Source organism: Xanthomonas dyei (genome assembly GCF_002939865.1).
GTDB lineage: Bacteria > Pseudomonadota > Gammaproteobacteria > Xanthomonadales > Xanthomonadaceae > Xanthomonas > Xanthomonas dyei.
In genome coordinates, this window is the sequence record NZ_MDEE01000050.1 from 12,773 (window position 1) to 28,205 (window position 15,433).

At 65.8% G+C, this 15,433-nt stretch carries 10 protein-coding genes and 1 pseudogene; 7 read left to right on the forward strand and 4 right to left on the reverse strand.

Annotation, left to right across the window (positions count from 1 at the left end):
• Positions 1–4: 4 nt before the first annotated feature.
• The 4 genes from recC (at position 5) to XdyCFBP7245_RS20965 (ending at position 10,350) form a co-directional block, all read left to right on the forward strand.
• Entirely contained in the window at positions 5–3,409 is a 3,405-nt protein-coding gene (gene recC / locus XdyCFBP7245_RS20950; RefSeq protein ID WP_104617332.1) for an exodeoxyribonuclease V subunit gamma, read from the forward strand.
• Positions 3,406–7,269: an exodeoxyribonuclease V subunit beta gene (gene recB / locus XdyCFBP7245_RS20955; RefSeq protein ID WP_104617333.1), complete on the forward strand. Its 3,864-nt coding sequence runs from the start codon at positions 3,406–3,408 to the stop codon at positions 7,267–7,269. Before recC ends, recB begins: the two co-directional genes overlap by 4 nt.
• Before the next feature lie 222 nt (positions 7,270–7,491).
• Positions 7,492–9,891, forward strand: coding sequence for an AAA family ATPase (locus XdyCFBP7245_RS20960; protein ID WP_104617334.1), 2,400 nt, complete (start codon positions 7,492–7,494; stop codon positions 9,889–9,891).
• A 168-nt stretch (positions 9,892–10,059) separates the two neighbouring features.
• Positions 10,060–10,350, forward strand: a complete 291-nt coding sequence (locus tag XdyCFBP7245_RS20965; protein ID WP_104617335.1) for a HigA family addiction module antitoxin — start codon at positions 10,060–10,062, stop codon at positions 10,348–10,350.
• A gap of 35 nt (positions 10,351–10,385) precedes the next feature.
• Here XdyCFBP7245_RS20965 and XdyCFBP7245_RS24615 read toward each other — a convergent pair.
• The 3 genes and pseudogenes from XdyCFBP7245_RS24615 to XdyCFBP7245_RS20985 all read right to left on the reverse strand — a co-directional run bounded on the left by XdyCFBP7245_RS24615 (position 10,386) and on the right by XdyCFBP7245_RS20985 (position 11,827).
• A pseudogene (locus XdyCFBP7245_RS24615) lies at positions 10,386–10,672 on the reverse strand (type II toxin-antitoxin system RelE/ParE family toxin).
• Positions 10,672–10,926 carry an antitoxin gene (locus XdyCFBP7245_RS20975; protein WP_104617338.1) on the reverse strand — a complete coding sequence of 85 codons (255 nt, stop codon included), beginning with the start codon at positions 10,924–10,926 and terminating at the stop codon, positions 10,672–10,674. The pseudogene XdyCFBP7245_RS24615 and the gene XdyCFBP7245_RS20975 overlap by 1 nt, the downstream one beginning before the upstream one ends.
• Positions 10,927–11,494: 568 nt before the next feature.
• The gene (locus XdyCFBP7245_RS20985) at positions 11,495–11,827 is read right to left on the reverse strand and encodes a hypothetical protein (RefSeq protein WP_104617336.1); all 333 of its coding nucleotides are present in this window, start codon (positions 11,825–11,827) and stop codon (positions 11,495–11,497) included.
• A gap of 558 nt (positions 11,828–12,385) precedes the next feature.
• Between XdyCFBP7245_RS20985 and XdyCFBP7245_RS20990 the strand changes: the two genes are divergently transcribed.
• Entirely contained in the window at positions 12,386–12,793 is a 408-nt protein-coding gene (locus XdyCFBP7245_RS20990) for a hypothetical protein (RefSeq protein WP_104617337.1), read from the forward strand.
• Positions 12,794–12,827: 34 nt separating this feature from the next.
• Positions 12,828–13,982 carry an XVIPCD domain-containing protein gene (locus tag XdyCFBP7245_RS20995; RefSeq protein WP_244907877.1) on the forward strand — a complete coding sequence of 385 codons (1,155 nt, stop codon included), beginning with the start codon at positions 12,828–12,830 and terminating at the stop codon, positions 13,980–13,982.
• Positions 13,983–14,097: 115 nt separating this feature from the next.
• On the opposite strand, the gene XdyCFBP7245_RS21000 is transcribed toward XdyCFBP7245_RS20995, so the two are convergent.
• Positions 14,098–14,430 carry a hypothetical protein gene (locus tag XdyCFBP7245_RS21000; protein ID WP_055852432.1) on the reverse strand — a complete coding sequence of 111 codons (333 nt, stop codon included), beginning with the start codon at positions 14,428–14,430 and terminating at the stop codon, positions 14,098–14,100.
• Between the two features lie 149 nt (positions 14,431–14,579).
• Between XdyCFBP7245_RS21000 and XdyCFBP7245_RS23915 the strand changes: the two genes are divergently transcribed.
• Positions 14,580–15,272 (forward strand): hypothetical protein, encoded by a 693-nt coding sequence (locus XdyCFBP7245_RS23915; protein ID WP_146091706.1) that lies wholly within the window; start codon positions 14,580–14,582, stop codon positions 15,270–15,272.
• Positions 15,273–15,433: the final 161 nt, after the last annotated feature.

A 15,433-nucleotide genomic window follows, 5' to 3' on the forward strand; every position in this document is an offset into this window, starting at 1 on the left:
ACGCATGCACGCCACCTCCGCGCCCGATTTTCGTCTCTATCCTTCCAATGCGCTGGATACCCTGGCTGCCTTGCTCGCGCAGGAGCTGCGTCGGTCAGTGCCCGGGCAGCCGGTATTGCAGCCGGAGGTGGTGCTGATCCCGCAGGTCGCGATGCGGCGCTGGCTGCAGTCCACGCTGGCCGCCGAGCACGGCGTGGCGGCCAATCTGGAATTTCTCACCCCGGGCGAATTCGTGGCGCGCGCGCTGGAGCGCAACCTCGGCCCGGCCGACGATGACCTGGACATGGCGACCATGCAGTGGCGCCTGTACGCGACGTTGCAATCGGATCTGGGCAGCGACGCCGCATTGGCGCCGCTGGCCGGCTATCTGGCCGATGGCGATGCGCTCAAGCCATGGGCGTTGGCAGGCGAGTTGGGCAACGTGTTCGAGAAGTACCAGGCATGGCGACGCGACTGGCTGCTGCGTTGGGAAGGTGGCGCCGATCCGGACGACCCGCAGGCACGGCTGTGGCGCAGCATCGCCAGCGGGCGGCAATACCGCGCGCGCCGCATCGGCCAGTATCTGGACCGTTACGCGCGCGCCGATGGGCCGTTGCCGCAGGGCTTGCCGACGCGCCTGTTCGCCTTCGCCATCCTCAATATTTCGCCCGACGTGCTGCGCGTGCTGGCCACCCAAGCACGCGTGGGCACGCTGCATTTCTATCTGCCTACGCCCACGCAAGGCTACTGGGGCGATCTGCAGACGCTATGGCAGCGCCGCCGCGAAGACGGCGCGGTGCAGCTATTCGTCGATCAAGTGCAGGAAAATCCGTTGCTGCAGGCGTGGGGTGCGGCCGGGCGCGATTTCATGGCGCTGGTGGGCGATTACGAGGTGGTGCATCCGCTGGCGGAGATCGCCGCCTACGCCGACCCGCTGGAGTCCGGCCGTCGCGCACTTGCCGATGGCGGCCTGGGCGACAGCCTGCTGCGGCGCATGCAGAGCGATCTGTTCCATCGTCGCGCACCCGCCGTGCCTGCGGCATTGCCGGCGGTGAATCTGCACGACCCCAGCCTGCAGGTGCATGCCTGCCACACGCGCTTGCGCGAGCTGCAGGTGTTGCACGACCAGTTACGCGCCTTACTCGACGACCCGCGCTTCGACCCGCCCTTGCAGCCGCGCGAGATTGCGGTGCTGTCGCCCAACATCGACCCGTATGTGCCGTATCTGGAGGCGGTATTCGGCAGCCATGGCAGCGACGATGCATTGCCGTACGCCTTGGCCGACGCCAGCCCGTTGGCGAGCGAGCCGTTGGCCGAGGTGTTTTTGACCTTGCTCAAGCTGCCGATCGCACGCTTTGGATTGCATGAAATCCTCGACCTGCTGGCCAGCGCACCGATCGCCGAGGCCGCCGGGCTGGACGACGCCGGGCTGGAACGCCTGCGCACCTGGCTGCACGCGGCCGGCGCGCGCTGGGGGCTGGATGCGCTGCATCGGCGTCAGCATCAGGCGCCCGGCGATGACGCTTACACCTGGCGTTTTGCACTGGACCGGCTGCTGCTCGGCCATGCCAGCGGCGCCGACGACGACATCGATGGCGTGGCGCCGTGGCCGCAGCTGGAAGGCAGCGCACTGACCGCACTCGACACGCTGATGCGGTTGCTGCGCGTGCTCGAACGCCATCAGTCGCTGCTGGCCGAGCCGATGCCGCCTGTCGACTGGCGCGAGCGTTTGCTCGAGCTGCTGGATGCGTTGATTCCCGCCGCGCCATCGGCCCCGCGCGCGCAGCGCGCGCTGGATCGGTTGCGCAGCCTGATCGATCAATTCGCCCGCGATGCGCAGCGCGCGCACTACGCCGGCAAGGTGCCGGCCGAGGTGGTGCGTGCGCATTTTGAAGCGATACTGGGCGAATCGGACACGCGTGCGCCGCTGCTGACCGGCGGCATCAGTTTCGGCCGCATGGTGCCGATGCGCTTGCTGCCGTTCCGCGTAATCTGTTTGCTCGGCATGAACGATGGCGATTTCCCGCGTCGCGACCCGGCCGCCGGGCTCAATCGGCTCACCGCAGAATTGGGCACCGAGCGTCGCCGGCATGGCGACCGTTCCACCCGCGAGGACGACCGCTTTTTGTTTCTGCAGTTGTTCGCCTCTGCGCAGGACGTGTTCTATCTGAGCTATCTCGGCGCCGATGCGCGCGATGGCAGCGTGCGCGAGCCGTCGGTGCTGGTCAGCGAATTGTTGGCGAGCGCGGCGCAGTACCACGCCGACCCAGCGGCGATCGACACGCTGGTGGTGCATCACCCGTTGCAGCCGTTTGCAGCCGCCGCATTCGGTGCGCTGGGCGATGACGGCGCAGACCCGCGGCGTTTCAGTTATCGCCGGCAATGGCGCCCTGCCGTGGACAGCCTCACCGGCCAGCGCCAGCCGCTGGCGCCGTGGGTGACCGGTGCGCTGCCGGCCGATCACATCGCCGTGCCCACCAGCGTGTCCATCGACGATCTACGCCGCTTGTTCGGCGACCCGGCCGGGCAGTTTTTGCGCCATCGCTTGGGCATGCGCTTGCCCGACCCGGCCAGCGAAGACAGCGATCTGGAACCGCTGCTCGCGCCCACGCGCGGGCTGGATCAATACGGCTTGCAGCAGCAGGTGTTCGAGGCGGCGTTGGCGGGTGAGGTCGATGGGTTGTACGAGCGGCTGCGCGCACGCGCCTTGCTGCCATCGGGCCCGCTCGGCCGCCGTCAACTCGACGAGCGTGTGGCGCAGCTGCGCCCGTATGCCGACGCGTTTCGGCAATGGCGTGGCGATGCGCCGGCGCAGTCGCGCCGCTTGCAGGTGCAGATAGGCGATATCGACGTCCACGGCCGCGTGCCCGGCTGGTATGCCGATGGCGTGGGGCGCGTGCAGGTCGGCGCGCTCAGTGGCCGCAGCGCGATCCGTCATGGCCTGGAATGGTTGCTGCTGCGCGCCGCCGGCGAGCGCGTGCCGTATGTGCGTTTCTTCGAGCATGACGATGGCCTGGGCCCGCATCCCATCGATGCCGAACCGCTCTCGCAGACGCAGGCGCAACACGCCTTGGGCGAGCTATTGCAGCTGTATCGCCACGGCCTGCAAATGCCGCTGGCGTTCGCGCCGTACAGCAGCTGGAAATACCACCAGGCCGCACGCAGCGATGATCTGGACAAAGCCATCAAGGACGCCGCCGGGCAATGGCAGGCCAGCTTCGGTTGGAGCGAGTCGCACAGCCCGGAATTACGCCTGGTCAATCGCGGCCGCGACCCGTTTGCCGATGCGCAGCGCTTTACCGACTTCGCCACCACCAGCCATCGCGTCTACGACCTGCTCGAACGCGGCAACACCGACACCACGCTCGACCCGGAGCGTCTGATCGACAGTTGGCGGCACTGGCACGGCGCGCAGGACGACGCCGAATGAGCGCGCCTGTGACCGACCCGTATCTGCAGTTGCCGCTGCACGGCGTGCGCCTGATCGAAGCCAGCGCCGGTACCGGCAAGACCTTCACCCTGGCCACGTTGTTCACCCGGCTGGTGGTCGAGCGCGGCTTGCGCATCGGCCAGATCCTGGCGGTGACCTTTACCGAAGCGGCCACGCAGGAATTGCGCCGCCGCATCCGCGAACGCCTGGTGCTGGCTGCCTCCCTCGTCCCCGATGCCGTCGTAGGAGCGGACCTGGCCGCGACCAAACCACCTGCAACGCAGGCATCCAACGCTCCATCAGCGTCTATAGGAGCGGCGTCGGCCGCGACCGACCTCGCCGACGTCCCGTCGCGGCCAAGGCCGCTCCTACAGGAAGCGCCCGACGTCCTGCTCACCCGCGCCATCCTCACCGCGCATCTGGCTACCGGCGATGAAACCCCGGCCGCCTTACGTCGCCGCCTGCAGCAGGCGGTAGAAGAAATCGACCTGGCCGCCGTGTTCACCATCCACGGCTTCTGCGCGCGCGTGCTGCGCGAACATGCGCTGGAAAGCGGCCAGGCCTTCGCCGCGCCGCAACTGCTCGCCAACGACCGCGAACTGCTGAGCGAAGTGGCCGCCGATCTGTGGCGCCAACGTGCGGCCGATGCGGTGATGGCCGAAGACTTGATCGCGCTGTGGTCTGGCGGCCCGCCTGCGCTGGCCACCGATCTGCGCGCGTTGGTGCGGCACCCGGCGATCCTGCCGGCAATGTCCGATGCCGGTAACGACGATGCCGCCGCATTGCTGCAGGCGGTGGACGATGCACGCCACGCGCTGGCAAGCGCATTCCACACGCATGGCACGGCGTTTTTCGAATCCATCATGTCCGCCATCGATGGCGGCATCTTGAGCAAGGTCAGTTACAAACCGGAGTGGCTCACTGCGCTCTGGCACTGGTTCGATAGCTTCGCCGCCGCGCCAACGCACGACAGCGCGCCGCATCCCAAGCTGCTCAAGTTGACCGCTGCCGAACTGGCCTCGGGCACCAACAAGAAGTTCGTCGATCGCACACCGGCCTCGCCGATGAGCCACGAAATCGATGGCTATCTCACCGCGCTGGCACGTGTCGAAGAATGGCGCACACGCCGCCGCATCCGTCTGCTGCACGCCCTGCGCGACGATGCCATCGCACGGCTCGCGCTGCTCAAGCGCCAGCGCCGTGTGCAGACCTACGACGACCTGGTCGATGGCGTGGCGCACGCACTGCAAGGCCCGCAAGCCGATGCCCTGGTGCAACGCCTGCGCGCGCAATACGCCATCGCGCTGGTGGACGAATTCCAGGACACCGACGACCGCCAGTGGTCGATCTTTTCCAGCGTATTCGGCGAAGGCCCGCTCGCACGTGCGGCGGGTCTGGAGCCGGCGCTGTTTTTGATCGGCGACCCCAAGCAGGCCATTTACGGCTTTCGTGGCGGGGATGTGCGCACCTATTTGGCCGCCGCAATCACCGCCGAACTGGCGCCACCGCTGAGCCACAATTTCCGCTCACGCCCTGGCGTGCTGGCGGCGATCGATGCGCTGTATGCGCAGGCCGGCTACACCGAGGCCTTCCTCACCGACGGTATCGCCTTCCATCCGGTGCAGGCCGGCACCAAGCGCAGCGATGCCGACCTGCAACGCGATGCCGCCACCGCCCCGGCGCTGACGCTGTGGCGCGCGCCCGAACCGCCGCCGCCTAGCAAGGGAAAGCCCAAACCCTGGAGCGCCGGCCGCGCGCGCGAGCTGGCCACCGCCGCCTGCGTGGCCGCCATCCGCGGCTGGCTGGCCGGTGGTCGCGACGGCACCGCCACCATCAACGGCAACCCGGTGCAGGCCGGCGATATCGCCGTGCTGGTGCGTAGCCACGGCGAGGCCACGCGCATCCAGCAAGCACTGGGCGCGATGGGCATTCCGGCGGTCGCCGCTGGCAAGCAGAGCCTGTTCGCCACCGACGAAGCATTGGAACTGCTGGCCCTGTTGCAGGCCTTGCTCGATCCCGGCGACGACAGCCGCCTGCGCGCCGCGCTGGCCACGGTGTTGATCGGCGAAGACGCCATCGCCATTGCTGCACTGGAACGCGATGGGCAACGCCATCGCCGCTGGCAGCAACATGCACTGGACTGGCGCGAGCGCTGGCAGCGCGGCGGCCCGCTGGCCTTGATCGGCGAGTTGGGCGCCACGCACGGGCAACGCCTGCTCGCGCTGGTCGATGGCGAACGCCGCCTCACCAATTACCTGCAACTGGCCGAACTGCTGCAGGAAGCCGACGTGCGCGCACTCGGCCCGCATGGTTTGGTGGACTGGCTGGCACGCCGCATCGCCAATGCCGACGACAACGACGAAGCCCAGCAACTGCGGCTGGAATCGGACGCGCGTCGCGTGCAGATCGTCACCCTGCACAAGAGCAAGGGCCTGGAGTATCCGCTGGTGTTTCTGCCGTACATCGGCATCGGCCGCAGCGACAAGGGCGCTGGCCGCCATTGCGTGGTGCATGCGCCGGACAGCGGCCGTCAGCTGCATTGGAAGACAGACAAGGACGACCCCAGCTGGAGTGCCGCCGAAGCCGCCTGGAAGCAGGAACAACGTGCCGAAGACGCACGCCTGCTCTACGTCGGCCTGACCCGCGCCGAGCATGCTCTATGGATCGCCAGCGGCAGCTTCCATCAGCACGAACGCACTGCTTTGTCGGGCATGCTGCGCGCGCTCGATGCGTTGCAAGGCGCGGCAGGCGAGGGCGCGGTGGTGGTGGACACCAGCACCCCGCCAGCCAACCTGCCGCGCCTGCCGCCGCCGATTGAGGCGCAGGTGCCGCCGGCGCGCAGTCCGCAGCGGCACATCGCGCCGGAATGGTGGGTCTACAGCTTCACCCAGCTGGCCAACGCCGACGCCGGCGCCGCCATCGACCCGATGGCCAGCGCCACCGTGGTGGGCAGTGGCGGCAGCGACGAACCGTCCGGCAGCGAGGCGGTGGCGGTTGCCGCAGCCACCGAGGCCGAACCGTTCGATGCGCGTTTTGCAGGCAACCGCTTCGGCGTGGTGATGCACGACGTGTTCGAGCGCTGCGACTTTGCCGCCTGGCACGCGTGGCAGCCCGGCCAACCCGCGCCCGAGGGTCAGGCCGCGCCGATCGTCGAGGCCCTGCAACGCGGCGGCTACGCCCAGGACGAGCTCGACGACGGCCTGCGCGTGCTCACCGCCCTGATCGGCCACACCCTCACCGTGGTGTTGCCCGAAGGCACCGCCCTGGCCGCCGTGCCCGAGCCGCAGCGCCGCAACGAAATGGAATTCCACTTCGCCATGCGGCCCACCCGCGTCGATGCGCTGCTGGCGTTGCTGCATCGGTTTGGTGTGGTCGGCGACCGCCAGGCCTTCGGCGCGCGCCACCGCCTGGAAGGCCTGATGACCGGCCTGATCGATCTCACCTACACCGTCGATGGCCGCTGGTACGTGCTCGACTACAAATCCAACCGCCTGCCCAGCTATGACGCCGACGCCCTGGCCCGCGCCATGGCGCACAGCGAGTACGAGCTGCAGGCGCTGATCTACACCGTGGCCCTGCACCGCTGGCTGCGCTTCCGCCTGGGCGATGCCGCCGACGGTGGCGGCTACGACTACACCCGCGACTTCGGCGGCGTGCGCTACCTGTTCTGTCGCGGCCTGGACGCCACCCGCAACGCGGCCGACCCCGGCTCCGCCAGCGCTGCCGTTCCCCGCTCGCCCGCCCCCGGCATCCACGCCTGGCGCTTCGACCCGGCCCTGGTCGACGCCCTGGACGCGCTGTTCGCCGGCAGCGCCCTGGAGCCGACCTCCAGCAACGCAGGCACGCCCAATGCCCACTAGCACACAGCCTCTTGCGGCCGACGCACCAAGGTCCCTGTCCCTCCGGGAGAGCGCGCAGCCCGTCAGCGCCGATGCAATAAAGCCCCTGTCCCCCCGGGGCGATCAGGCACTGGTGGCGCGCCGCTGGCGCGCGTGCCCTGGAGCGCCCGCGCCACTGGCGTGGGCCTGGGCGCGGAGCGGGGGTTGGAGTGACGCTACGTCCGCGAGTCAGGCATCCACCTTATGAGCCACCCAACCCTGCTGACCGCCCTCAGCCAGAGCGGCGCCCTGCGCACGCTGGATCTGGCCTTCGCCCAAAGCCTGCAACGTCTGGCGCCAGACACCGATCCACAGGTCCTGGCCGCCGCCGCGCTCGCGTCGCTGGCAGTCACCAGCGGCCACGCCGGGCTGGACCCGGCGCGCGCCGCCATGCTGCTGGACCAACGCGACGGCCCCTCTCCCGCATTCCCGGACCCCACCGACTGGCAACGCACCCTGGTCGCCTCGCGCTGGGTCGACCAACCGAACCCCGACGACCCGGCCGCCGCCGACTGCCCGCTGGTCCTCGAACACGGCCTGCTCTACCTGCGCCGCTACCGCGAATACGAACGCCGGCTGGCCCTGGGCCTGCAGCGCATCGCCGCTCAGCCCATGCCGGCGTTCGACGCCAACGCGCTGGCGCCGTTGTTCGCACAGCTGTTCCCAAACGCGACCCCAACCGCTCAGCCCGTGGACCCAACCCCTCTCCCCCTGGGAGAGGGTGCCCGAAGCGCGGGTGAGGGGTCGGGCCTGCCCGCGCCATCCCACCACCAAGACGGCACGAAGCCACCGACCCCGTCCCACTCCCCAGACCGCCAGGCCCAAGCTGCCGCGCTGGCGCTGCGTCGCGCGCTGCTGCTGATCACCGGTGGCCCCGGCACCGGCAAGACCACCACCATCGCCCGCCTGTTACTGCTGCGCATCGCGCAGGCCCATGCCGCCGGCCACCCGCCGCCACGCATCGCCCTGGCCGCGCCCACCGGCCGTGCCGCCGAACGCATGGCCGAAAGCCTGCGCGCCGCCGTCGCCCGCGCCATCGCCGCCGGCATCCAGCTGCCGCCTACTTACAGTGCCTTGCAAGCGAAGCAGCCACCGAACCCCGCTGTTTCCCCTCTCCCGCAAGCGGGAGAGGGGGCCCGAAGGGCGGGTGAGGGCCCGCCACTGCCCTGGGAATCCCTCCTCCCATCCGGCGCCAGCACCCTGCATCGCCTGCTCGGCGTCATCCCGGATTCGCCAAACTTCCGTCATAACGCAGACAACCCGCTGCCGTTCGACCTGATCGTCGTCGACGAAGCCTCCATGGTCGACCTGCCGCTGATGTGCAAGCTGGTCGAAGCCGTCGCCGATGGTACCCAGCTGATCCTGCTCGGCGACGCCGACCAGCTGCCTTCGGTGGAAGCCGGCGACGTGCTCGCCGCCATCCTGCAGGCCGCCGGCCCCGGCGATGCCCTGCAACCGCACGACGCCGACGCGCTGCAACCGCTGCTCGGCAGCGCGCCCACTGACAGCACGCCTGCCAGCATCCAGACCGTTAGCCACACCATCAGCCACACCATCAGCCACAGCAGCGGCCTCACCGGCCACCGCGTGCACCTGCTACGCGGCTATCGGCAAGCGGAAAACTTCGCACTCGCCCCACTGGCCGACGCCATCCGCGCCGGCGACGCCGACACCGCGCTGGCCCTGCTGCGCAGCGGCGAGCTGGCCGGCGTGCACTTCCACGAAGACGGCGACGACCCGCTCACCCTCGGCCGCGACGCACTGCTGGCCCACTGGCGCGCGCTGGCCGATGCGCAAGACCCCGCCGCCGCCCTGCGCGCGGCCAGCCGCCTGCGCCTGCTCACCGCCGTGCGCGCCGGCCCGCAAGGCGCGCGCGGCCTCAACGCCCGCATCGAACAACTGCTCGCCGACACCGGCTCCGGCGCGCGCAGACTCGGCGGCGCCTCGCCCTGGTTCCAGGGCCGCCTGCTGCTGATCACCGAAAACAGCTACCGCCACGGCCTGTTCAACGGCGACGTCGGCATCTGTTTGCGAAGCGACGCGAGTCCCTCTTCGGGGCAAAGCGACGCGAATCCCTTCTCGGGGCGCGACAACACAAGCGCCACCTCAGAGCGCAGCGATGCGAGCACCGAGACAACGCGCGCCGACGCAGCCCCGTCTTCTGGCCCAAGCCACCCCAGCGGCACCGCAAACCGCGGCGACCCCGCCGCCGACCGCCGCTCCCAAGGCCCCTTGGTCGCCTGGTTCGAAGGCGACGGCGACGGCCAGGTGCGCGGCTTCCACCCCGCCGCCTTGCCCGCCCACGAGAGCGCCTTCGCCATGACCGTGCACAAGGCCCAGGGCAGCGAATTCGACCACGTCTGGCTGCAACTGCCCACCCGCGACGCCCGCGTGCTCAGCCGCGAACTGCTCTACACCGGCATCACCCGCGCCCGCCGCGCCCTGCACCTGGCCGGCAGCGAAGCACTGATCCGCGCCGCGCTCGCACGGCATGCCGCGCGCATCTCGGGATTGGCGTGGCGGTTGGGTGCGCAGCAGCAGGCGGCACCCGCCAAGCCAGCAACAGAACCATCCACTGCGCCCGTGCAGGGGTCGTTGTTCTGATGGACGCAAGCCGGCGCGATGACAGCAGTGAAAAGTGTTCTCAGGCAAAGAGCTGTAGCCGAAGACAGTTATTCGAAATTTTCGAATAGCTGCCTCCGACGGCAAGAGCTACGACACCAAGCACTAAAATCGCGGCGATCATCGCCACTGAGCACGAGGCATCTGTCCATGACAGTCCTACCCAACATCCACCCTGGCGAAATCCTGCTTGAAGAGTTCCTCGAGCCGATGGGCATCAGCCAGAACGCACTGGCGCGCGCCACCGGCGTGCCGCCGCGTCGTATCAACGAGATCGTGCTGGGCAAGCGCGGCATCACCGCCGACACCGCCGTGCGCCTGGCTGCAGCGCTGGGCACGACCGAGCGCTTCTGGCTGGGCCTGCAAGTCGATTACGAGCTGGAACAAGCGCACCGCACGCTGGGTGATCTGCCGTCACGGATCAAGCGGCTGGCGGCTTGAGTTGCGACCCATCCCATTGCTCAGTGGAGCGCGAGCTATAACCTGCCGGCCAAACGCACCATCAGATCCATGCGCTCATGCAGGATCGCCACAATCAGTGACGGAGCGTGCTCACGCGGCAGGCAGAAGACGTAATCGTGCATGCATTGCGACATCCGCAATGCAGGGTATAGCGCACTCAGATCCTTGAAGGGCCTTCCCCCGCTGCGAGGCGGGCGGCGATGTGCCGGCGAACCTGCGCCTGGCCCCAGCGTGCCGAGGTATAGCGGATGATCCCGCGCAGATCGGCTTCGGCTGCGTCGGTGAGGACGTAGCCGTGCATCAACCGCGATCGCCCTCGGTCAATTCTTCATCCAGGATCGTGCTGATGCTCTTGTTGGATACCTTGCCGGCAAGGCCTTCCTCGACACGTCCCCCAAGAAGGGTTTTCAACCCTTGCCATGCCTGGTCGGCGTCTATGTCACCAGTAAAGAGCCGTTCAAGCGCGTACTGCTTGATTGTCTTGCCTTGCAAAGCCGCCAGCGCCTTCAGGCTCTGGTGCTGCTGATCGCTTAGATCGATGGTCAAACGGCTCATGACGCGCTCCGAAAGCCACACAAACCCACATTGGCACATCTGCTTGGGCCGGGCCGTTGATCGGTCTACAGCAGCGTTGGGTGCTACCGCAGGTCATGCCAGCGGTGAGTGGGAGAATCTGACAAGCCGAGTTAGGAAGCCGACACTCAGCGCCTAGTGTTACGTCCAAAAACGCGAGGCCAGGCCTGCGCCTGACCTCGTCTGCCGTCTGGCAGGCCGGGCTGCTTACTTGCCCTTCTTTTCCTGCTTGGCCGCGCGCTTTTCTTTCAGCGTCTTGGTCGGCTCTTTCTTCTGGCTCTTCTTCTGGTCCATCCCCTTGCTCATGACACCCTCGTAGTTGCTGGATTGATCGGTCGGGCAGCGCCATGACCCTGGCGTGCCTGCGCACTTTACGGCTTGTGCGCCCTGGAATGGGAGGGGGGAGCGAGGCCGGGGGACGAGCGGCGTGTCAGGCGTAGCATTTTCAAGGAGCCGCGTCGGCAGCCCTCGCAGCCGCCGGCAGCCCCAGAACGCAAAACGCCCGCGTGCGACGGTTAACGTCTGCACGCGGGCGCTGGCGGCAAAGGACTTACTTGGTCGGCACGCGCTGGTACTGCTCGCCACCGGTGTTGAGGTGGCCGTTGGTCTCATCGATGGCGAAGTTCACCGTCTCGCCATCGTTGGTGACCTGCAGCGCCCCGTCCTTGTAAACGGCCGGGTAGCTCTCGGTCTTGGGCTTGCGGCTGAAGAACTTCGGCGTGGTGCTGCGGACCATGAAGGTCTCGCCATTGCGCTCAATGTCCATCGTCTCTTCCTGCGTCTGCACGTTGACCCAGTGGCCGACGAACTTCTCGCCCTCCACCTTGGCGCAACCGCTCACCAGCAGTGCCGCGGCCAGCGCGGTGCCCATCCACTTCATCATCGTGCCTTCTCCAGTTGAGTCTGCGGCGAGGATGGCGGGTGGGGAATGTAGAAAGGGTTAAGGCGTATCGGTGACGGATCCAAAAGTGAGCTGGTCCGGCACGAATGCTCAGCCTGATCCGGCGCATCCCACCCCATGAAGCCCGGGTGCAAGCGCCATCGACGGCCGGTAACGCGATTCGCGCAAGCGAGGATCATTTCGCCGTTGGGCGTTGGAGCTGCCGATACAAACGATACCGTGCAACGTCTGAAGACCGTAAAAAGTTCGAACCTCCCGACATACTGCCGCCGTTGGCGGCAGCGCTTTGGTTATTCCAGGTGGGTATTGCCGTGCTAGATTTCCACGACAGTTCTAGCGCGGGATAAAGAAATGGCGCTTCGCATTCGGGGATCACATGGTCTGCCATTTGGCTGGGGACATGCAGCCTTCCCGCGAGCAATCTGGTTGCCGCTTGGGCTATTGGCGTGCACCCTCCATGCGGGATGTGTTTCTAGCACTCCACACAGTCACTCAGCTGTAGCAGCTACCAAGCCCCCCATTGAAACCAGGAGCAAAGACGTGACGGAACGCCTCAAGCAAGATGTGGATCGTTTGATCGGCACCGATTTCCAAGATGTCGCAGCACTCAGCGCCCAGCTTCAAACACAATTTGGCCCTCGTCAATCGCAAGAAGCGATGGTGGTGCGTGTTGGTCAGGGTGGTGCGCTGGCCGGTGCGGCCTTGCAGCATATCGAGCTCCGTAGCACGCAGGACGCCCCTTCGCATGCGACGCTGTTGCTCGACTTTTCTGCGCCTGGCCCGGCGCTCGAGGATGTGCCTTGGCCAGATGCGCTGCTCTACCCGCCGCGGCCAGACGCAGCGGGTTCGAGCGCCTATTGGTCGCTTCAGAGGGGACAGGTAACCGTCATCCTTGGGCTGACTAAAGATCAGGCCAACCTGAGCTTTATTACAATCAGCAAGCAGTAAGTTGCTTAGCTGGACCCCTGCAAAGGAGTGCATGATGAAAAACACCGAAGAGTCGAAATATCCCCAGCCACAGCAATCCACGCCATCGACCGCGGCCGTGAAGCCGCCCTCGCCCCTATCAGATCCCGCGGTGATACCTTTTCTGCAACAGTCGCCCACACTTCAAGCAGGTCTTGCGCAGCTCAATCGAGATAATGTCGGTGTTGTCTGGGGAGCCGCTGGTGCCGGAACTTATCTGGTTCCCCGCACGCAAGTGGTCATTGACGAAAATGCAATCGGGCAAGGTGCGCGCATCGCACGTTCGCTCTCCCATGAAATTGGACACCATCGGTTTACCGAGCAGCCTGATCATTCCTCCAAACATGCGTATGTCACCAACATGCTGCGCGGCGAAGCTGCCGCAACACTCAGTAATGCATTGGTCCGGCGTGAGATTCTGAATCATCAAGGTCCCGATATCGGTATCGCTGGCAGCGGTACGAGACCAAAGCAGTACGAAGCAATTGCTGATCAGCAGATGGCAGGCCAAATCACGCGTGATGCAGCGTTGAATCAGATTGCCCAGGCATTCAAGACTGAGCAGCCTTCCGTTGGGCCGAGTAAGACGTACGAGCAGTATTACGGGGACTATTACGACAAGCACATCGCACCACTGCAGCGCAAACACGGTAGGCCGGAGCCAGGGTCTGCTACGGATAGCCTCGTCAACGATGTGAAACAGGACTTGCCGAGCCGTGATTCACAAGCGCCATTGTCGGCAAGGCCATCTCTGCCAACGCAGCAAGATCACGCAGATCACGCGCTGTACCAACAGATCAAAGGTGGCGTGGAAAAGCTCGATGCGCAACATGGCCGGGAGTGGGATGCATCGAGTCAGCGCATGACGGCCAGCCTGCTCGTGCTAGCAAAGGAAGAAGGCCTGACGCGTGTGGACCATGTGCTGCTCAATAACCCAACAGACAAGCTCGCGGCCGGAGAAAAGGTGTTTCTGGTTCAGGGTGTCCGGAGCGACCCAGCGCACCTTCGTGCCGACATGGCCACTATGCAGGCGGTGCAAACACCTGAAAACCAATCGTTCGAACGCGTGCAATCGATCAATCAAGCTCAATCGCAGGTGCGAGAGCAGCAGCAAGCGCTTGAGCAATCGCAACAGACAGTCACTCCGCCTGGGCCAACGATGACGCGTTGAGAGCGTTCGCGGACGTGCTTGCAAAGATATCGACAAACCGGCAGGGCTAAAAAATGCAAAACGCCCGCGTGCGACGGTGAAGGTCAGCACGCGGGCGCTGGCCACAGCGGCGTCCTTACTTGGCCGGCACGCGCTGGTACTGCTCGCCGCCGGTGTTGAGGTGGCCGTTGGTCTCATCGATGGCGAAGTTCACCGTCTCACCATCGTTGGTGACCTGCAGCGCCCCGTCCTTGTACACGGCCGGGTAGCTCTCGGTCTTGGGCTTGCGGCTGAAGAACTTCGGCGTGGTGCTGCGGACCATGAAGGTCTCGCCATTGCGCGCGATGTCCATCGTCTCTTCCTGCGTCTGCACGTTGACCCAGTGGCCGACGAACTTTTCGCCCTCCACCTTGGCGCACCCGGTCACCAACAACGCCGCGGCCAGCGCGGTACCCATCCACTTCATCATCGTGCGTTCTCCAGTTGAGGCTGGGCGAGGATGGCGGGTGGGGGATGTATGGGAGGTCAAGGCTGCCGTAATACGGCGGCGCTACTGCAGAGGCGGCCCACACTGTTGGTAATATCAAACCTGACCTAATCAAAAGAAGCGGACTACGCGTGAATTGGTATCGCATCGCTTTTACCAGCTTGCTCCTGATCCTAATCGCCGCGTTAGCGCTGTCTGCAAAATCAGTGACCTCTTATTTCGATGAAGTGTCTGAACAGCCCGCGCCACGGCAGCAGGCCACAACTCCATCGCCGCAGGACATGATTCTTATATGGACAGCTATCGTAGATCAGCCATATCCCGGATTGCCGTCTCCGCCTAAGGACAAAGACGCCCATGCGGCTACAAAACGTAAACCGGTTGTACTGCTCGATCGATCCACGCAGACGTGTGCAGGTACCAGAGCGCAGCAGCCGTGCGCTTCAAGTTTGAACCAAGAGCTGCTCTCAGGTTCTGCTGTCGATACATTGGTATCAAAGCAGGCGCGAGAGGCACTGATCCTAGCGAATGCTAGCTCAGTGACGGTACGGCTACCTGACGGTGACTACGTGCGAGGAGCGCCAACCGCTGCCGTCGACGCCTTATTGGCGGATTTTAACTGGGCGGCTTTCTACAAGACGTTCCCGGGGACGGCAGGGTACTTACAACTAAGCGTGCCAGTCCTCATCGATGGAGGCTCCCATGCATTGGTGTATGCCGAACAACGTTGCGATGGGCTATGCGGCACGGGCACGCTATACCTTCTGAGCCGCGCAGGAAATAAATGGAAGATCACCAATGGGCTTGTACTGTGGGTCAGCTGAGGTAGCCTCGTCGTCGTTGCAGTGTTGGATCATGAGGCTTCATGCCAGAGCAAGTACCCCGAAGTGAACCTGACCCTGAGGTTTCCCCACATTTTTTTCTGCGAGATCAAGTGCTTGCTGGGCCAGGGTGTGGAAGAAGGTGCGCGCATGGTGCACGCTTC